The 18825-nt window shown below is 64.3% G+C and carries 19 protein-coding genes; 13 read left to right on the forward strand and 6 right to left on the reverse strand.

All coding sequences use genetic code 11. The features are described 5' to 3' along the window. Window positions 1-33: 33 nt before the first annotated feature. The 4 genes from EXV95_RS05235 to EXV95_RS05250 form a co-directional block, all read right to left on the reverse strand. The gene (locus EXV95_RS05235; RefSeq protein ID WP_176886072.1) at window positions 34-486 is read right to left on the reverse strand and encodes a YiiD C-terminal domain-containing protein; all 453 of its coding nucleotides are present in this window, start codon (window positions 484-486) and stop codon (window positions 34-36) included. Window positions 487-538: 52 nt separating this feature from the next. Next, entirely contained in the window at window positions 539-1333 is a 795-nt protein-coding gene (locus EXV95_RS25075) for an expansin EXLX1 family cellulose-binding protein (RefSeq protein ID WP_176886073.1), read from the reverse strand. Window positions 1334-1553: 220 nt separating this feature from the next. Then, window positions 1554-2411, reverse strand: a complete 858-nt coding sequence (locus EXV95_RS05245; RefSeq protein WP_176886074.1) for a sensor histidine kinase — start codon at window positions 2409-2411, stop codon at window positions 1554-1556. A 59-nt stretch (window positions 2412-2470) separates the two neighbouring features. Continuing rightward, window positions 2471-3247 carry a response regulator transcription factor gene (locus tag EXV95_RS05250; RefSeq protein WP_176888963.1) on the reverse strand — a complete coding sequence of 259 codons (777 nt, stop codon included), beginning with the start codon at window positions 3245-3247 and terminating at the stop codon, window positions 2471-2473. A 515-nt stretch (window positions 3248-3762) separates the two neighbouring features. Here EXV95_RS05250 and EXV95_RS05255 point away from each other — a divergent pair. From EXV95_RS05255 to EXV95_RS05270, 4 genes are all read left to right on the forward strand, one after another. After that, entirely contained in the window at window positions 3763-4236 is a 474-nt protein-coding gene (locus tag EXV95_RS05255) for a hypothetical protein (RefSeq protein WP_055396098.1), read from the forward strand. Window positions 4237-4387: 151 nt separating this feature from the next. Continuing rightward, window positions 4388-4816 (forward strand): hypothetical protein, encoded by a 429-nt coding sequence (locus EXV95_RS05260; RefSeq protein ID WP_055396096.1) that lies wholly within the window; start codon window positions 4388-4390, stop codon window positions 4814-4816. 67 nt (window positions 4817-4883) lie between these two features. After that, the gene (locus EXV95_RS05265) at window positions 4884-6644 is read left to right on the forward strand and encodes a DUF4384 domain-containing protein (RefSeq protein ID WP_255484932.1); all 1761 of its coding nucleotides are present in this window, start codon (window positions 4884-4886) and stop codon (window positions 6642-6644) included. Window positions 6645-6679: 35 nt separating this feature from the next. Beyond that, window positions 6680-7942, forward strand: a complete 1263-nt coding sequence (locus tag EXV95_RS05270) for an SEL1-like repeat protein (protein WP_176886075.1) — start codon at window positions 6680-6682, stop codon at window positions 7940-7942. Window positions 7943-8001: 59 nt separating this feature from the next. Here EXV95_RS05270 and EXV95_RS05275 read toward each other — a convergent pair whose 3' ends face one another. Both EXV95_RS05275 and EXV95_RS05280 read right to left on the reverse strand, forming a co-directional pair. Further along, window positions 8002-8532: an NUDIX hydrolase gene (locus EXV95_RS05275; protein WP_255484933.1), complete on the reverse strand. Its 531-nt coding sequence runs from the start codon at window positions 8530-8532 to the stop codon at window positions 8002-8004. 86 nt (window positions 8533-8618) lie between these two features. Further along, window positions 8619-9512 carry a LysR family transcriptional regulator gene (locus tag EXV95_RS05280; protein WP_176886076.1) on the reverse strand — a complete coding sequence of 298 codons (894 nt, stop codon included), beginning with the start codon at window positions 9510-9512 and terminating at the stop codon, window positions 8619-8621. A gap of 600 nt (window positions 9513-10112) precedes the next feature. On the opposite strand from EXV95_RS05280, the gene EXV95_RS24790 reads away from it, so the two are divergent. The 9 genes from EXV95_RS24790 to EXV95_RS05325 all read left to right on the forward strand — a co-directional run bounded on the left by EXV95_RS24790 (window position 10113) and on the right by EXV95_RS05325 (window position 18808). Next, window positions 10113-10835 (forward strand): collagen-like protein, encoded by a 723-nt coding sequence (locus EXV95_RS24790; RefSeq protein ID WP_218135478.1) that lies wholly within the window; start codon window positions 10113-10115, stop codon window positions 10833-10835. Beyond that, a complete protein-coding gene (locus EXV95_RS05290; RefSeq protein WP_176886077.1) occupies window positions 10832-11683 on the forward strand; it encodes an aspartyl/asparaginyl beta-hydroxylase domain-containing protein in 852 nt (283 codons plus the stop codon). The genes EXV95_RS24790 and EXV95_RS05290 overlap by 4 nt, the downstream gene beginning before the upstream one ends. Beyond that, a complete protein-coding gene (locus EXV95_RS05295) occupies window positions 11671-12696 on the forward strand; it encodes a sulfotransferase (protein ID WP_176886078.1) in 1026 nt (341 codons plus the stop codon). The genes EXV95_RS05290 and EXV95_RS05295 overlap by 13 nt, the downstream gene beginning before the upstream one ends. Beyond that, the gene (locus EXV95_RS05300; protein ID WP_176886079.1) at window positions 12693-13877 is read left to right on the forward strand and encodes an ABC transporter substrate-binding protein; all 1185 of its coding nucleotides are present in this window, start codon (window positions 12693-12695) and stop codon (window positions 13875-13877) included. The genes EXV95_RS05295 and EXV95_RS05300 overlap by 4 nt, the downstream gene beginning before the upstream one ends. Before the next feature lie 11 nt (window positions 13878-13888). Beyond that, complete coding sequence (locus EXV95_RS05305) at window positions 13889-14434, forward strand: phage tail protein (RefSeq protein ID WP_176886080.1); 546 nt, start codon at window positions 13889-13891, stop codon at window positions 14432-14434. A 304-nt stretch (window positions 14435-14738) separates the two neighbouring features. Continuing rightward, complete coding sequence (locus EXV95_RS05310) at window positions 14739-16262, forward strand: CoA-acylating methylmalonate-semialdehyde dehydrogenase (RefSeq protein ID WP_055396084.1); 1524 nt, start codon at window positions 14739-14741, stop codon at window positions 16260-16262. A 167-nt stretch (window positions 16263-16429) separates the two neighbouring features. Then, on the forward strand, window positions 16430-16852 hold the full coding sequence (locus tag EXV95_RS05315; RefSeq protein ID WP_121506253.1) for a lysozyme inhibitor LprI family protein: 423 nt from the start codon (window positions 16430-16432) through the stop codon (window positions 16850-16852). Window positions 16853-16894: 42 nt separating this feature from the next. Beyond that, the gene (locus tag EXV95_RS05320) at window positions 16895-18061 is read left to right on the forward strand and encodes an acyl-CoA dehydrogenase family protein (RefSeq protein WP_176886081.1); all 1167 of its coding nucleotides are present in this window, start codon (window positions 16895-16897) and stop codon (window positions 18059-18061) included. 327 nt (window positions 18062-18388) lie between these two features. Then, window positions 18389-18808 carry a TfoX/Sxy family protein gene (locus EXV95_RS05325; RefSeq protein WP_255484934.1) on the forward strand — a complete coding sequence of 140 codons (420 nt, stop codon included), beginning with the start codon at window positions 18389-18391 and terminating at the stop codon, window positions 18806-18808. Window positions 18809-18825 lie beyond the last annotated feature (17 nt).

Below are 18825 nucleotides of genomic sequence, written 5' to 3' on the forward strand. Positions count from 1 at the left end.
GAAGTCGTTGGATCACGTGTTGTACCGCAACGGTTATGGATAGCCGGGCCCAAAGGCCACAAACTCCCCCACCAATTGGCCCGCAGGATGGCCCTGGTAGTGCAGAGAGGAAGCCTGCGCGATCCGCCCTAGCCCCTTGCGCTGCAGCATGCGCGTGAACGGATGCCAAACCGCCGCCACCGGAGCCTGGGCCACGGCGGTGAAGGTGCCGTCGATGGGTGCCAGATAGTCCATGGTGTTGCGCTGAATCACCAGGCGGCTGCTCAGCCCCTCGGCCGACAGCCGCAGGTGCAACATCGACCACGCAGCCAGGATGGCCACGGCCGATGCGCTACCGCCAAACACCGTCTCGCGGTGGTTGATGTTGGGCGCCAGCGGTGCGCTCAGCACCACCTGCTGGGGCGATGCCTCGACCACGGCAACTTCCATGGCCTGGGACAAGGGGATGTGCTGGTGCAGATAGGACTGAAGTTCGAGAGGGTTCACGGCGTGGCGTCAGAGGGTCAGAGGGTGACGAGATGGAGACGAAACAGGACGCTCACGGAAACTGCCCGGCCCCCGCCACCACAACTCCATCAGAGGGCTCTGGCAGCGTGTCGATCAACGTGGCACCGCCCAGAGCGGTGATGCGAACCTGCAGCGGGCCGGTGGCGATGGCACTGGGGTGCACAAAGTAGTTGTAGTCGGTCCGCGCCACGGCGATCCAGTCTGCGCTGCCACTGGGCTTGATCTCCAGCCCGGTGACAGGCAGGCGGTGGTTGCGCACCTGGATGGCCACCCACCAGCGGCTGCTGCCCTCTTTGTAGCGGTAGCTCACCGGGCCGGTCACATCCCCCGGCACCACATGCCAGCGGATGGGAACACGGCCTGCGACGGGGTCGGCAATGCGGGCGAATGCGGACTCGCTCAGGTCCAGGTCGCCAGACTTGCACTCGGGGCACTGGTCGGTGATGCGCACGGTGACGGCCCCCTTGGGCCCTGTCACCGCCACAAACTGGCCACAGACGGCGCTGCCCGCATAGTCAGGGCCGTTCATCGCCGCCACCATGAGGTTGTCGGGGCTCGCGTCGAAAGTGCAGTTGCCCTCGCCCGTGGCGCCGTAGAACGTGCCTTCGCCGGTATAGGTGGGCGACAGCGCACCGGGCACGGACGGTGCAGGGGATGCCCCCGGTGCGGGCGCCGGGGCCGGTGCCGGAGATGGCGCATCGGCACCTGCGGTGGGTCCGTCGGCCGAGCCACCGCCACCGCAGGCGGCCAAGGACGCCAGCAGCATCAAGGCAGACAGCTGCGCCAGTCGGCGTGTTGGACGGGCAGAGGAAAGTGGGTGGTTCATCGTCGTCAATTTGCGAGGGGTGGTTTTACCGGCCCGAAGCCGACCATATGCGGCTGGCGGCGGACAGGCGGACTGTACAAGGCCGGAGTGCGCAGCGAACCGATACAGCCCGCGCACCGAATGGCGAGGCGATCCTATCCATTTCAGGGAAGGAGTCCGCGCCTATCGCTGATCCGCTTGAAAACAATCGCAACAAGACGTAGGTGGGGTGTGCTGTCAATCAACGCGCTCGCGCTCCATGCACTGAACACGCCAAGGGCACTATCGCGCGGATGCATGCGCCGCCGCCCTCCCCTCGGAACACCTGCAATTCGCCGCCTGCAAGCGCGGCCCTGCGCGCCATCCCCACCATCCCGGAGCCCCCGACCACGGCGCCCTGCGGGCCGGGCGGTGGCTCCATCCCTCTGCCGTTATCGCAGATTTCGATGCACCAGGCCGCGAGGTCGGGCCGGGTGATTGATCGCACCACGATCTCGGTAGCCTGCGCATGTTGCAGTGCATTGCTCAAGGCTTCCTGGACAATGGCGAGCAGGTGCGTGGCGCTCTCAGCGTGTGGAAACTCGGCATCAGGGCCCATTTCAACGTCCCACGTCATGCGGATGCCGCGTTGTGCCAGCACGGGGCATACCCGGTACCTGAGCCGTGCCAGGCGGTCAGCCAGCGGTGCGTCTTCGCTGCCCATGGAGTCTGCCAACAACCGCAGGTCGAGCAGGCATCTCTCCAGCGCCGCTCGGATTTGGGGCTCGTGCAGCGTCGAAGACTCAAGCATGGCCAGCGCGAAGACCAGTTGGGAACCGACGTTGTCATGCAAATCCTGGGCGATACGCCGCCGCTGCGCCAAGACCTCGGCGCTGGGTCGCAGGCCGACACGGGGGCGCCACTGCATGGCCCGGGGCAGCTGAACCAGCAGCATGGCACCCAAGGCCAACGCCGCCCCCAAGGCCGCCAGTTCCCACCAAGGCTGCGCCGGTGCACGGACGGATCCAACCCAGTGAAACGCCACCGCCATCAATACACATTGCACCAGCCAGATGCCGATACAGACCACGGCAAACCACGGCGGACGGGTACGAAACATGGGCGAAAGCGGACTGCGAGGGGTGGCACTTGCGCTGCGGCGCCCTCACAAGACGTGGGCTAGAAAAGCCCCCGCAGCGACGCAAAACGTACCGCCTGGGCACGGGTGCGCACCTGCAGCTTGCGGTAGATGTTGCGCAAGTGGGTGTTGACCGTCATGCTGCTGATGAGCAGGCGCGAACCCACCTCGACACTGGTGTAGCCGCTGGCCACCATGCGAAGGATTTCTTTTTCACGCGCGGACAGACGATCTGCCTCATCGGGCTGTCGTCGCTTGTTTTCGGCAGAGTTGGTGCGGTCAAACCGTTGCAGCAACCGCCGCGCCAGGTTGGGAGTGATGGAAGCACCACCATTGGCCACCTGCAGCACCGCCTGCGAGTAGTTGCCGAACCATGAGTTCTTGCCCACATAACCCGTGGCGCCGAGTTCGAAAGCCCGCAGGACCTGCTCATCGTTTTCCATGACCGAGATCACGACCGACTGAGCCGACGGGCGCACGGGCTTCACGTAGTGCAGAAGATCAAAGGCGTCACCGTCGCCCAGGTTCAGGTCCACCAGGAGCACATCGAACTCATGGTTCTTGATGGCCTTGCGCCCCTCGCGAACGCTGCCCGCCTGCGCCACCAGCAGGGTGCGGGCATCGGCCATGAGCTCCTGTGCAATCACCAGGCGGATGTGCGGATCGTCATCCACCAACAAGACCCGCACCGGGTTGGCCTCCTGCCCCGTGAGAAAGGCGGGCCAGACCGATGGCGGATTGGAATACGTTTCAAACTGGCCCGACGGTAGCGATGAAAGGCCGCGCGCACTCTGCGGCGAGAGCAACGCTGACGACATCAACGTTTGCGGTGGTGTATCGACCTGCCAACTGCTGCTCATGGGTGAACTCCTGCGGACGTGGTGGTGGGCCCCGACGAACTGGGTCTGTCGGTTGACGCATTTGCATGCAACTCTTGCGTTTGCATGCATGTTCTCCAACACCCTCATGCCCTTCTGTACGGCAGCGTACACAATGCGCCAAATAAGTTACATGGTCCAAATATATTTGGCAATGTTGCCCAAGTAGCAATTGGTTACTACCTGATTTTCTTCGGGCTCCCTCATGTTGCGCGGACTGCCAAGCCTTACTGGTAAAGGCTTTGCGCGGGCCCAAGGGTTGAACAGCTCCGCTGTATGAGGTAGCCCGCTCGGTGTATTCGCACAAATCCCATCGGATCAGACACTGAACCCGACAGCGCCTAACGGCCGCCGGTTCTCAGAAAACCAGGCCCGAAAGCGCCGTCCAACCCCCTCTGCATCGCAGGTTCGCTGCGGTTGCAGCCAGTGTAGAAGTCATCCTTGAAGGATCTGTCATGAAAACCCTTGCTTTCATTACGCTCAGCGTCATCGCCTCCGCCGCCATGGCCACCGGTCCGGTCCCTTCCACTCCGGACATCACCATCACCGGCAATTCCACGCAGTCAGTGTCACTGACATCGGTGTCCGTCAACAACAACTCGACGGGCTCCAAGAGCGAAGCCTTTCAGAACCTCGCCTCCAACACCGGCAACGTCACCATCAGTGGCAACTCGACCCAGACGGTGACGGGCTCTGGCGGGAACGTGACCAACACCGCCAGCGGCAGCGAAGCCTACGCCAGCCAGAACCTGTCCTCCAACGTGGGCGAAGTCACCATCATTGGCAACTCCAGCCAATTCACCTCGATGATCAACTCGTCGGTCAACAACCTCTCCAGCGGCAGCAACAGCAAGGCGGTGCAAAACATTGCCTCCAACAACGCCTGCTTCACCTGCCAGCCCACCAAGCCCACCGGCTGGCCCTACTGAGATCGCCGCCAACTCGGCTGGTGAATAGACCTGCGAGGGTCTGATTCCGGCAGCACATCTGTGCCCGGATGAGTTCGTGCCAGGGGCACACCGGCAAGGCTGCAAAGAGCAGCGCGGGTGGGCCCCTCATTCTCACCATAGGAGGTGTTCCATGAACACACGTTTTCTGGCGCCATGTGCAACCCTGCTGATGGCCTGTGCCCTGATGCCGGGCCTCGCGCGGTCGCAGGCCCCCGGGGAGGACCCGGTCGTCCTGACCAAAAAGCTCTCAGTACAGATGCAGCCCACAGGGCCCGTGGCCGCCTCGACAGGGCTGGACGGCAGCAACACCATGCCATCGTGGCTGCGCGCCCGCATCGCCCGCTACGAAGCCAAGGCCTTCTCGGACGACACCACCGGCGTGCTGACCAACAACGACGTGGTCACCACCGCCAACGCACAGGGCATGCAAAAGACCTGCGTCCAAGAGGTGGGCAGCAACACCGTGTCGGCCAACACCACGGGCTCGGCCAAATACGGCCCCAACCAGGCGCCGCAGGTGGTGGTGCTGCGTGGCGATCTCGTCAATATATGCAAGTAACAGGCCTGGCGCCAAGCGCCCGGCCGCCAGGAGAGAGAACATGCCGCCCACCCCGTTGAGCCCCGCTATGCCCGCATGCTCTCGCCCCCCACGCCCCCGCACCCCACGCCCCCTGGAGCGCGCGATCCATGGGGTGCTTTGGCTTGCCATCGGGCTCGGACTGGCCGGCTGTTCCACACCCAGGGACCCGCGCAAGGACCAGGAATTTCAGAGCCTCGCTTCCATCACCGACCGCCCCGTGGTGCGCCCTACCCGTTCCATCTCCAGCTTTTCCGACTCGCTGATGTGCATGGACCACATGCTGCGCGACGCACAGCTGCCCACCACACTGATCACCAGCAAGCAGATCCCCGACTACTCCACCCGCGTCACCGTGGCCACCAAGGACATGGTGATCACGGCACTGTCCCAGATGTCGCGCCTGAGCAATGCCTTCCGCTTTGTGGATTACGAGGTAGACATCGCGCGCCAGGACACGGTGCAGAACCTCACCACCATCTTGCTCAACAACAACCAGATGCAGCTGCAGCGGCCCGCGCTGTACCTGTCGGGCGCCATCTCGTTCGTGGACCAGAACGTGATCAACAACCGGTTTGACACCGGGCTCTCCGGCCCCCGCATCGACATGGGCTACAGCCAAAGCCGCAACGCCACCATCATCGGGCTGGAGATGCACCTGGGCGACTTTCGCACTCGTACGCTGATCCCCGGGCTCGACTCGGCCAACGAAGTCATCATCGGCAACGGCGGCCAAGGCGTTGATCTCGCCGGGCGCATCGGCACCTATGGCGTGCAGTTCAATGTGGGACGGGACTACACCCAGGGATCGGGCGGCGCCGTGCGCACACTGGTGGATCTGGCCACCATTGAACTCATTGGCAAATGGGCCCGGGTGCCCTACTGGCAATGCCTCACGCTGGAGCAAAACCACCCCGACTTTCAGCGGCAGCTGCGCGACTGGTTTGACGAAGGCTCGCCCGCCGTGCGCACCCAGCTCATTGCGCGCTCGCTGGTCAGTCGGGGCTACCTCGCCCCCGTCGCGCAACCCCTGCCGGACAACGACCCAGCGCTGCGCAGGGCACTGGCGCGCTTTCAGGCCGACAACGGCATGGTGGTGACGGGCGTGGTGGACTTTGCGACCTACGAACGGGCGCTGCGCCACTTTGTCGGCCTATCCGCAGACGGGACCCTGGCCCGCATTGGCTGGGCCAGCACGCACTCAGAACCCGTGCAGCACATCGCAGTCGGGCCCGCCACGCCCGATGCCGCAGTCAACGTGGTGAGCAACAATCCGGGTGCAGCAAAGTACGGAGACCCGCCGCCTGCCCGCAGCATCGATCTGCAGATTGAGAACGTATTGCTGGAGCGCACCGCGTTCGAGGTGGGTGAACAGGTCTTCTTGTCGGCCACGGTGTCGCGCGCCTCCTACCTGCAGTGTTATCTGGCCGACGCAACGGGCACGGTCATCCGCCTGCTGCCCAACCAGGCCAACACCACCGGCTGGGTGTCCGCCAACCAGGCCATCCGCATCCCCGACTGGATGAGCCCCAACCCCGGCTTCATCATGGACGCGGCCAGCCCCGGCACCGAGGGCGTGGCCTGCTTTGCCACCGACGAGGACAGCACGCCCCGTTTGCCCGAAGCGCTGCGCGGCCCGCCGCTCAAGCCCATCCCTAATTACCGGGCGCTGGAGCGCTTGAACGAAGCCTTCGCCACCGCTTGGGGCAGCGAGGGCTACACCGGCAACGCGGTGTACTGGCAGGTCGTTCCGCGCCGGGCCCTGCCCGCTGCAGCCACTGCGCCTGCACAACCCGCCCCGCGCAAGTGAAAGACCAACGGCACAGCACTGTGCGCACACACGCCATGACCACACCCCCCGCGACCACCACGGCGCGCTCGCAGTCCACTATCAATGGGCTGCGCACGCCACACGGCACTTGGCGCGCACTCCACGGCGCTGTGGCGCAGGCCTCGGGCGCAGCGGGCCTGGTCTTGGCGGTGGTGACCGCTGCGCCCGTGCTGGCCTCGGTGCGTGCGCTTCCCACGCCCGCTGAGACCACCTTCATCGATCGCGCCACCCTGAACGCGACGTCCCCCCAGGTGCCCGGGTCTGACGACCCAATGCAGGAGAAGATGTTGCAAAAACTTCGCAGCGCCGCGCAACGCGACGGGGCGCTTATGCGCAAGCCGCGCTCCCCCCCTGTCTCCACAGCACGATCATCCGGCGACCTATCGCCTGCCGATGCGGCGTGGCTGTTGGGACTGCTGGCGCTGCACGGCCTGGCCATGCCCGCAGACCCGGCGCAGGCCCAGCACTGGTTTGAACGTGCGCAACTGCTCGGCCACCCCCTGGCTCCTGCGGGCCTCGCATGGTGCCAGCTCAGCGGCTGTGTGGCAGCGCCCAATCCTTCAACCGCCATGCACTGGATTGCGCTGGTGGGCCGTACCGATCCAGGGCTTGCCAAATACCTCGAATGGCATGCGGCCAAGGCATTGGCCCCGTTGGCCGAGCCCCGTTCGCCCTCACCAGACCGGTACCCCGGTTCGGTGGCGCCAGCGGCGGCCAACCCACCGCTGCAAAAACTGTTGACGCAAGCCGTGCGTGCAGGCAGTGCGCAGGCCAGCAACGAACTGGGGCTGGAGTTCATCGCCAGCGGCGATATCGAACAGGCGATGGTTCAATTTCAATCAGCGTCTGCAAAGTCTGAGGCCGCTGCCGCCAACGCCAGCCTTCTGGCCCGCCGCTTCCACAGCGATCCCGACGCCCGCATCCGATCAGCCCGCTACAGCGCTGCGGACTGGTACGTGGAGGCCCAGCGGTACCACCGAGGCGACGGTGTACCCGCCAACTACACCGAGGCTGTGCGCCTGTACCAGGTGGCAGCCAGCAGCGGCGACCCGCAGGCCCGCAAGATGCTAGAGCTGATTTTCTCCAGGCCTTTGCAAGGCGGCACCATCGACGTCACATGGATGCAGCAGCTTGCAGGTCTCCACATGGGCATCAACGGCTCGTCCGCCAGCGCACGCCACTCGGCGCCACCCAATGGCTGGCAGCGGGAGCCAAGTCCCTTGTATGACCTAGTGCCACTGCAGTGGCGAACGACTGGGCACTATCCACGCCGCTGAACCGGCCCTGGCTCCCCCAAGTTCCCGCTGGTGCAGGCACGGGCACCCAGGTGAATCCTCTATCCGGGCGAAGTAGCCGGTATGGAGGGCACAGGCTCCTCCCGGTGTACAAGGTGTGCCACGCCCCTTGAACCACACGCCAGGAGTTCACGCAAATAGCTGCGCAGGATGGTCGGGCGGATGTCCATGTGCGCCAGGTCGTCGCTGGCAAACCAAGCAAACACCAGCCCGCGCCCGCCTTCCACTCCTTCATACGGTCCCTCCCCTTTTGCCAAGGGGCCATCCAGCAGCGGGCTGGCATGCAGGCAAAGACCAATTTCATGGTGCAGCTGGTCTGCATGAAGGAAGAAGTTCTCCACCACGCAAGACAGCGCCCCCGGTTCCACCGCCTGCCCCAGCTCTTCCTGTAACTCACGCACCAGCGCCTGCGCTGCAGTCTCTCCCGGCTCAATACCACCCCCCGGCAATGCCCAGAAGGGATCGCCTTGCGCGCAGTGCAGCAGCACCCGGCCCTGCTGGGTGATAAGCGCTGCCACACGCTGACGCACGCGTGGGACAGGTGCAGACGGATTTGAGAGCTTGGTTGTCACATGCCAAAAGGATTGCAGGCAAAAGTGCTGCAGGCGCAAAGAATTCGCGCGCCACAAGCTATCAATACTATAGCAACTTAGACACTCTAGGCAGAAGGCATCAACAGCCCCTGCTGCATAGCCACGGTTTCGCGCAAAAAAGCCCAGGTGGCCTGCATGCGCGCAACGTGTTTGTTCTCTGCAGGCATCGACATCCAGAACGTTCGCTGAAACCGCGCCAGCCCAGGCAGCACCGGGATCAGCGACGGGTCCTGCGCCGCTACGAACGCAGGCAGCACCGCAAGCCCAGCGCCGGCACGCGCCGCCTCGTACTGCGCCAGGATGCTGGTGCTGCGCAGCACAAAATGCGCGGGGCGGTGCAGCTCGTCCAGGATCTGCAGTTCCTTGCTGAACAGCAAGTCATCCACATAGCTGATGAAGGTGTGGCCGCGCAAATCATCGGCCGTATGGATGGGCGCATGACCTGCCAAGTAGTTGCGCGCACCGTACAGCTGCAGCACATAGTCAGTGAGCTTGACCACCAGCACCGCCCCGCGCGCCGGGCGCTCCAGCGAGATCACGATGTCCGCCTCGCGCCGCGACAGGTGCACCAGCCGGGGCAGCGCCAGCAGGTCCACCACCAGACCCGGGTGGCCCAGCGCAAAGCGGGCCAGTTGGGGCGCCAGGATCAAATTGCCAAAACCTTCGGTGGTGCCAATGCGCACCAGGCCGTGCAGGCCCTGGCGCACACCCGGGGCCGCGCTCTCGACCGCAAGAAAGGCCGTCTCCATCGCCTCCACCTTGGGCATCAGCTGCCGCCCGGCCTCGGTCAACCGGTGGCCGCCTGCTTCACGGGCAAACAGGGCCGAGCCGACCTGCTTTTCCAGCGCCTGCAACCGGCGCGACACGGTGGTGTGCTCCACCCCCAGGCGGCGTGCGGCGCCTGCCAGCGTGCCAGCGCGCGCCAACTCCAGAAAATAGCGGAAATGGTCCCAATCCATGGCCCGATTGTGGCGCTCCGCGCAGAGATGGCGGAAAAACACCCGGCCCAGCGCCGCCGAAATCAGCCCGGTCCGGCCCACCAAGACCCACTGGATAGGTACGTCATATCGCCACGTATCGTTTGATACATGTCATTTAACAATTTACACAGTATGCTTTCTATTGCACACTCCGCCCGCGCTGAAACCTGCACACAGAACAGGGCAGCGCACCGCAACCAGAGCCAAACGGGTCTACACACCCCGCCATGGCGGCCAGCAACAGTTCAGCGCAAGGGAGAAAAGATGAACGCATTCGCGCAGCCTCCGGGGCTGTCTGCCGGCATGCCCATGCCGTGCAACGGGTCCAACCGGCTCCCGCGCCTGTCCAGGGCGTTCACCTTCGCGGCCACGGGCCATTTGTCACCCCTCCCATCTTTTCGCACCACGGGGCCTGTCCTGCCCTGCTTTGCCCACCCGCATCCTTAGCCCTCAACCTCTATGAAACGCACCACTTTCCCCTATAAGTCGCTTTGGGCTGGTCCAGCCTGCCTGGCACTGGCCACTGTGTCCGTTCACGCTGCGGATATAAGTTTCACGCCCCCGGCAGGTGGAGGATTCGTGGTCAAGGGGCCGGCCAATACCGAGCGCCTGCGCGTACAAGACTCCGGCGAAGTGCGGGTTCCCAGTCTCTCGGGAACGGCCAATACCAATGCCAATGTGCTGTGTTTTGATGGCCCGACCGGGCGTCTGGGCCAATGTGCCCCCGGGGTCACCACCGGAGCGACAGGCGCCACCGGTGCAACAGGAGCAACTGGCCCGGCGGGCCTGACAGGGGCTACGGGCGCCACCGGCCCGGCGGGAGCGACAGGAGCCACGGGCAGCGCAGGTCCAACGGGTGCCACGGGATCGGCCGGCGCTACAGGCGCTACCGGACCAGCGGGAACACCCGGTGCCCAAGGAACAGCAGGCCTTACCGGCGCCACGGGTGCCACCGGCTCGGTGGGCCCGGCAGGTGCCACAGGGGCCACTGGCCCCCAAGGCCCTGCAGGCAGCAACGCGATCACTGTCAACATTCGTCAGGCCAACGCAACAGGCTCCGCAGACAGCTGCGCAGTGACCTCCTGCTGCAATGCGGGCGAGAAAGTCATTGGCGGCGGGTACGAAGGGGCCAGTGGCGTAGGGGGGATCGACGCAGACGGTGTCTATGTGGCGGCCAATCGTCCCGTCGAAGGCGGAGCTTGTGCGGTCGGGGTGCAGGGCTGGTCAGTCCGCCTGCTGAACTCCTACCGCGCTCCCGCTTTGACGACCGCCTGCAATGCTTACGCCATCTGTACGCAATGACGTCTGCGGAATCATCGCTTGCTGAACTGCCACCACGGGGCCTGTGGGTGCAGGGCGCGCAGACAGCACGGCTGCCCTGGCGGTTTGACACCGCCGCCGCCCTGGCAGAGGTGAATGCGCTGCCGGCCTCCCTCTGGCGCACCCATTTCAATGAGGGCCGCCATGACGGGGGATGGCAGGCGCTGGCGCTGCGTTCTGCGCCCGAGGCACCTATCGATGTCGTTCCTGTGGATGTGGCTGCATCGTGCTATGCCGACACACCGGCCCTGGACCAATGCCCCACGCTGCGCGCCATGCTGGACACCATGGCATTGCCATGGAAGTCCGTGCGGCTGATGCAATTGCTGCCGGGCTGCGAGATCAAGGAGCACACCGACGCCGACCTGTGTGTGGGGCGCGGTGAGGCCCGCCTGCATGTGCCGCTACAAACCGGCGAACGGGTGTTCTTCCATGTCGATGGAGAGCGCATTCCGCTGCGCGCGGGTGAATGTTGGTATGTGGATGTGTCGCGCCCGCACCGGGTGCGCAACCGTGGCACCCTGAGCCGAGTCCACCTGGTGGCCGACACCTCGGTGGACATGCGCTTGGTCGATGCCCTGCGCGCGAGCGACTGCGGCGACCCCCTGCCCGACGCGGATGACCCGTGGCGCCAGTTCATCCAGTTCCGCGACCTGGTAGGGACCAACGCTGACTACGCAGAGCGACTCAGCACCATCACCAACATGGCCGACTTCGTGCGCGAGTCGGTGCACATGGGGCAGGCCGCGGGCTTTCAATTTGACGCATCGGACGTGGAGTCGGCCATGAAGGCCGGGCGCCGCGCATGGACTGAGCAATGGGTACTGTGAACTTCAGCGGCTGGCGACCCATTCGCTTTTACATCGCCCAGGGCCAGGTGATGGTGGACTGGGCTCGCCTGCTGGACGCGCCGCTGCGCGAACCGTTTTTCCAGCATGGCATCCAGAATCAACTGAGGCACCCGTTCCACCTGGCGTTTCGGCGCCAGACGCCGCTTCACGACCTGCTGGCCTGGCATGAGCAATCCCCAGGTCTCGATCCTTCGCTCGTCATATTCCATGTGTCGCGCTGCGGGTCCACCCTCATCACACAAACGCTGGCAGAAAGCCCCCACCACCTGCAACTGTCTGAGCCCGGCCCCGTGGACTTCCTGGTAAGACAGGCGCTGGCCAGTGGGCTGATCGACGAAGCCCAGGTGGTCCGTGCGTTGCGCGCGTGGACCAGCGCCTGGGCGCAGCGCTGCGACAGCGCCAGCCCTCCGCTGCAAACCATGAGCCTCAAGCAGGACGCCTGGAACACCGACAAGGCACCGCTGTTTGCAAAAGCCTGGCCCGATGCGCCTTGGGTCTTCCTCACCCGCGAGCCGCTCGCGGTGCTGGTGTCCCAGATGCGCGAGCGTGCGTTTTTTATGGTCCAAGGCGCGCTGGGCCATAACTTTGGTGGGGTCAACCCTGCCGAAATGCACGCCATGTCTGCCGAGCAGTATTGCGCCCAGATGCTTGGCAGTATTTACGCAGCCATGGCGCAGCAGTTCGACCCCACACGCGCGCTGTTGCTCGACTACGCCCAGCTGCCCGATGCCATCGAAACACAGGTGCTCCCCCACATGCGCTGGCAGGTCTCGCACGAAGATCGCGACAGAATGCGCGAGCGCGCCACACGGCATGGCAAGCAACCCCACGAAGTCTTTGAACCAGATACACAAACCAAACACAGCATGGCAAGCGACCTTCTCCAATCCTTGACTGCGCAGTGGATCACACCTCACTACCAGAGGCTCCATGCGCAGCGGCGCAGCCACCCTGCGGCAGTTACCACCCAGTCTGAGGAAGCACTGCAATGATTGCGGCACTGCATCGACGCCATTTTCTGGCCACCGGCGGGGCTGCAGCGGCCACCGGCGTTCAGGCTTCCACCCCCCTCCTGAACTCCCTGGGCACAGCAAACCCACGCTGGCGCATCTTGGCCATCGCCCCCAGCTCCGAAAAACTGCCGGAGCTGACCCGTGACTACCAGCAAGGTGTGGAATTAGGGCTGGCCCAGGCCGGAGCCTCGTCCCATGTCGCCCTGACCTGGCTGACTGCAGGCTTGCTGCCATCAGCGCCTGCCAAGGCAGTGGGTGCGGCGCTTCAAGCCAGGCCGTTTGACGCGGTGATGGGATGGATGCCCCCCGCGCTTGCAAACAAGGTGTCGCCCTTGACAGAGTCGGCAGGAGTGCCACTGTGGATCAGCGACACGGGCGCAGACATGGTTTCGCAGTCTGATACCCACCCGCTGACGGTTCGCCACAGCCTGGAACTGTGTGCCATGGCCACAGCCCTCGCCGACCGGGTGTACGCGCAATGCGGCCCGCGCGCCTTTCTCAGCATGGGGCGGCACGAGTCGGGTTTTGACTTCCTGCAGTCTTTTCAGCAGCGCTGGCAGGCGCTGGGTGGGCAGATTGTGGGCCGCCACATAGCCGACATGCCGGGCAACGCCTCCGAATTTGGGGGCCTGAAGCAGTCCATCATGTCGCACCAGCCCGACGCAGTGGTTGCACTGTATTCGGGCTCCCAGTCGCAGCGCTTTGCCCAATGGTGGCAAAAGCACTCGGCGGCACTGCACACAAGTCTGGCAGGCTTGCCCTGGCTGACTGAACACCACCCAGGCATTCAGGCGCACACCGTTGCCACCTGGCCTTCGAACGAATTCGCCGACACTGCATGGAAGACCCGCTTCGCGCAAGCGGGCCTGGGCTGGACGGCGGCTGCACTGCTGGGGGCCGAGGCTGGCGCCACCCTCGGTGCAGCGCTGGCCGCTGCACCCCAGGGGGCCCGTGCTCGCGAACTGTGGGCCAGTCTGCCCAATAGCCTCCTTGCGGGCCCCCGTGGGGAGCGCCGTTGGGCTAATGCAGCTAGCGACAGTGAAGGCCCTCTGTGGGAAAACCCCGTTTTGGGAGCCAGCGCCCGAGTCCTGCGCCCCACCCACACACCAGGAACAGCCGTTTCACAACGCGGCTGGACTACTGGCTATCTTTTGACTTAAAGAGGAAACCCATGTCCCAACCCTTTATCGGTGAAATACGAATGTTCGGAGGCACCTTTGCCCCCAACGGCTGGGCGTTTTGCAACGGCCAACTTATCTCTATTGCACAAAACTCTGCATTGTTTGCCCTGCTGGGCACCACGTATGGAGGAAACGGGCAAACGACCTTCGGCCTGCCCGATCTGCGAGGGCGAGTTCCCATGGGCCATGGTCAGGGTCCGGGACTTTCATTTCGCAACCCTGGTGAGGTTACAGGCACCGAAAATGTCACGTTGCTATCCACCAATTTGCCGGCACACACGCACTCCGTCTCTCTCTCATCCCCCGCAACCACCAGCCTGGGCACGCTCATGGAACCGGGTCCAGGTGCGATACCAGCAGCGTCCAACCAGCGTAATGCGCAGTACGCGCCCAGCGCCAGCGCCAATACTCAACTGCCGGTGACCACTGGCAACACCACAAGCGCCGGAAACAACATACCCGTTTCCGTGATGCAACCCTCTCTCGCTGTGAGCTTCATCATCGCTTTGCAAGGCATTTTTCCCTCTAGAAATTGAGCACACCGTGCTGCGCCAGCGAACGCTGGCAAACACCCAAAAATGGGGCATGCCGCACAGGGCCTGCCCCATTTTTTTGGGGGCCCTACAGCCCATCGGCAAAGCACGACCCCCTGAGATCTTTCCCTCACCCATGAGCCCATGAAAACGACCGGGGCACAGTCAAGGGCAAAGGCCGCGCGCCAAGACCGTGCGTAAAAGCACATCCAAATTGCAATTTGACGCATTGCAATTACATATTTGCACGCATACCATGCACAGGTTGGCCCCATTGCAGGCCCTTCACCACCCCGGAGACAAACCCATGAACGCACCCACCAACGTGGCCGCACTGGCCCCCACCGTCAAGCTGCTGATCGGCGGCCAGTTCGTCGAATCCAAGACCACCGAGTGGCGCGACGTGGTCAACCCCGCCACGCAAGAGGTGCTGGCCCGCGTGCCGTTTGCCACCGCTGAAGAAATCGACGCCGCCGTGGCCTCGGCCAAGGAAGCGTTCAAGACCTGGAAGAAGACTCCCATCGGCACCCGCGCGCGCATCTTCCTCAAGTACCAGCAGCTCATCCGCGAAAACATGGCCGAGCTGGCCGCCATCCTGACGGCCGAGCAAGGCAAGACCCTGCCCGATGCCGAAGGTGACGTGTTCCGTGGCCTCGAAGTGGTCGAACACGCTGCCAGCATCGGCAACCTGCAGCTGGGCGAGCTGGCCAACAACGTGGCCGGTGGCGTGGACACCTACACCCTGCTGCAGCCGCTGGGCGTGTGCGCAGGCATCACCCCCTTCAACTTCCCGGCCATGATCCCGCTGTGGATGTTCCCCATGGCGATTGCCACGGGCAACACCTTTGTGCTGAAGCCCTCCGAGCAAGACCCCATGGTGACCATGCGCCTGGTGGAGCTGGCGCTCGAAGCCGGCATCCCACCCGGCGTGCTCAACGTGATCCACGGCGGCGAAATGGCCGTGAACGCCATCTGCGACCACAAGGACATCAAGGCCGTGTCGTTCGTGGGCTCCACCAAGGTGGGCACCCATGTGTACAACCGCGCCACCCTGGCCGGCAAGCGCGCGCAATGCATGATGGGCGCCAAGAACCACGCCATCATCCTGCCCGACGCGAACAAGGAACAAACGCTCAACGCGATTGCCGGTGCCTCGTTTGGCGCTGCGGGCCAGCGCTGCATGGCCCTGCCGGTGGTGGTGCTGGTGGGCGAGGCACAAAAGTGGATTCCCGAGCTGGTGGCCAAGGCCAAGACGCTCAAGGTCAACGGCGGCACCGAAAAGGGCACCGATGTGGGCCCACTGGTGTCCTGCGCCGCCCTCGCCCGCGTGGAAGGCCTGATCGAACGCGGCATTGCCGACGGCGCCACGCTGGAGCTCGATGGCCGCAAGCCCGTGGTGCCCGGCTATGAAAAGGGCAACTTTGTGGGCCCGACGATCTTCTCGAACGTGAAGCCCGGCATGGCCATCTACGACCAGGAAATCTTTGGCCCCGTGCTGGCCCTGGTGCCCGCCGCCGACATCGACGAAGCCATCGAATTCATCAACGCCAACCCCAACGGCAACGGCACCGCCATCTTCACCCAGTCGGGTGCGGCAGCGCGCAAGTTCCAGGAAGAGATCGACGTGGGCCAGGTCGGCATCAACGTGCCAATCCCTGTGCCAGTGCCGCTGTTCTCGTTCACCGGCTCGCGCGCTTCCAAGCTGGGTGACCTGGGCCCCTACGGCAAGCAGGTCGTGATGTTCTACACACAGACCAAGACGGTGACGGCCCGCTGGTTTGATGACAGCACGGTGAGCCAGGGCGTCAACACCACAATTAGCCTGAAGTAACCCCCCGAGCGGCTGCGCCGCTTCCCCCTTTTTTCTCTGCATCGCTGCGCGATGCGGAAAGGGGGACGCCACCCGTGCCTGAACCGTGAGATGGCGGCCCTTGCACGGTGGCGCTGGCATTGGGCCGCGCCGGTTTCGACTGCATTGGTCGGTGGTAAAAGCAGGACATGCAAATTTTCAAACTGAAGAATTGGGTGTCAACGGTGGCTGTAATCGCGGGCACCGTGGGTGCGTTGTTGCTGAGCCCCAGCGTTCACGCCCAGGCAGGCGCAGCATGCCGCGACGCCGGTAGCCTGGAAGAGACCAACGCGTGCGCAGTCAAGGCCTACCAGGTCGCGGACACGCAGATCGCCATCCTCTACGGTGATGTGATGCGCGCCCTGTCGGCCCATGAACGCCCCCAGCTGCGCCAGGAGCACACCAACTGGCAGCGCGACCGCATCACGCGCTGCAAGCAGGCCACACGCGCCAGCGAGTCAGAACCCGAGTGGCCGCGCCTGTACCACGACTGCCTCACCGCAGAGACCGAGAACCGCCGCAGAGGCCTGATGCGCTGGCTGACGCTGGACCATCCGTCTGCCAAGCCTTAAAAACTCCACCCCAGAACAACAAGAACCAACGAGACAAGCAGCATGGACTTTGAACTCTCCGAAGAACAACGCGCCTTTGCCCAGACGGCCCGCGACTTTGCACAAGCTGAGTTCGCCCCCCACGCCGCGCACTGGGATGAGGAAGGCATCTTCCCGAAGGAAGCCATCGCCAAGGCGGGCGAACTGGGCTTTTGTGGCCTGTATGCGCCCGAAGCCGCCGGTGGCCTCGCCCTGCCCCGCTTGGATGCCACCCTGGTCTTTGAAGAAATGGCCGCTGTGGACCCGTCCACCACCGCCTTCATCACCATCCACAACATGGCCACCTGGATGCTGGGCACCTGGGCTACGCCTGCGGTGCGCGACCACTGGGGCCCGCTGCTCACCACGGGTGAAAAGCTCGCCAGCTACTGCCTGACCGAGCCCGGCGCGGGCTCCGACGCCGCCTCGCTCAAGACCCGCGCCGAGCTGGTGGGCAACGAATACGTCATCAACGGCGCCAAGGCCTTCATCAGCGGCGCAGGCAGCACCGACGTGCTGGTGCTCATGGCCCGCACGGGCGATGCGCAATCTGGCGCCAGCGGCATCAGCGCCTTTGCCGTGCCCGCCGATACGCCCGGCATCAGCTACGGCAAGAAGGAACAGAAGATGGGCTGGAACAGCCAGCCCACGCGCACCATCAGCTTCGACAATGTGCGCATCCCTGCCGACCACCTGCTGGGCCGCGAGGGCGAAGGCTTCAAGATCGCCATGAAGGGCCTGGACGGCGGGCGCATCAACATCGCCACCTGCTCGGTGGGCGCGGCGCAAGGCGCGCTCAACGCCGCCCAGCAGTACATGCAAGACCGCAAGCAGTTCGGCAAACCCATCGCCAGCTTCCAGGCCCTTCAGTTCAAGCTGGCCGACATGGCCACCGAGCTGGTGGCCGCGCGCCAGATGGTGCGCCTGGCCGCCAGCAAGCTGGACGCCGGTGCGCGCGACGCATCCACCTACTGCGCGATGGCCAAACGTTTTGCCACCGACGCAGGCTTCACCGTCATCAACGACGCCCTGCAGTTGCACGGTGGCTACGGCTACATCCGCGAGTACCCGCTGGAGCGCCTGCTGCGCGACGCCCGTGTGCACCAGATCCTGGAAGGCACCAACGAAATCATGCGGGTCATCATTGCGCGGCGGATGCTGGATGGGGATGCGACCGAGGTGATTCGCTGAGCGTTTACTCCTGTTTTCATAGCTACTAGCGCTTATCCAACGGGCGGTAACGGCCAATTTCCCTCATGAAATACCTATCTCAGACAGGAACACCAGCCCACGCACCCGCAGCAGCGCCGGGGGTTACCCCCTCTCCCCTCGCGGGAGAGGGTTGGGGAGAGGGGGCCGCACCCACGCAGCGCCAGTTTCACCCCCTCTCCCCGGCCCTCTCCCACAAGGGGAGAGGGAGCGACAGCCCTCTGAGACAGGTATCTAGTCAGCGCCATTTGAACCAGCAACCATGCCCGCCCGCCCCTCTCCGACGAAACCCTGCACCTGATCGACGCCGTGCGCGGCGCGCTCGCGCACCGCAGCGACGTGGACGAGCGGACCATGTTTGGCTGCTACTGCTTCTTTGTGGACGGCAAGCTGTGCATTGGCATTAAAGGTGAAGAGCTGCTGGTGCGCCTGCCACCCGACCGCCACGGCGAACTGCAGGAGATGCAGAACACCCGCGAGCTATCACCCGGCGGCGGCATGAAAGGCTACTTTTGGGTGGAGCCCAACGGCTACACCACGCGCGCGCAGTGGGCCTACTGGGTTGAAGAAGCCCTGGCCTACAACCCGCTGGCCAAGGCTTCGCCACGCAAGAAGAAGACAACAAAAAACACCCCAGCTGCGGCCAAGAAAGCGCCTTCCAGCACCAGCACCCAGCCGAAGAAAAAAGCCGCCGCCAAGAAGCACAGCATTTTCGAAGCCGACGACTGATCTGCCCGCCCCCCTCC

Source organism: Acidovorax sp. JMULE5 (assembly GCF_013376875.1).
In the GTDB taxonomy this organism is placed as follows: Bacteria; Pseudomonadota; Gammaproteobacteria; order Burkholderiales; family Burkholderiaceae_C; genus Acidovorax; species Acidovorax facilis.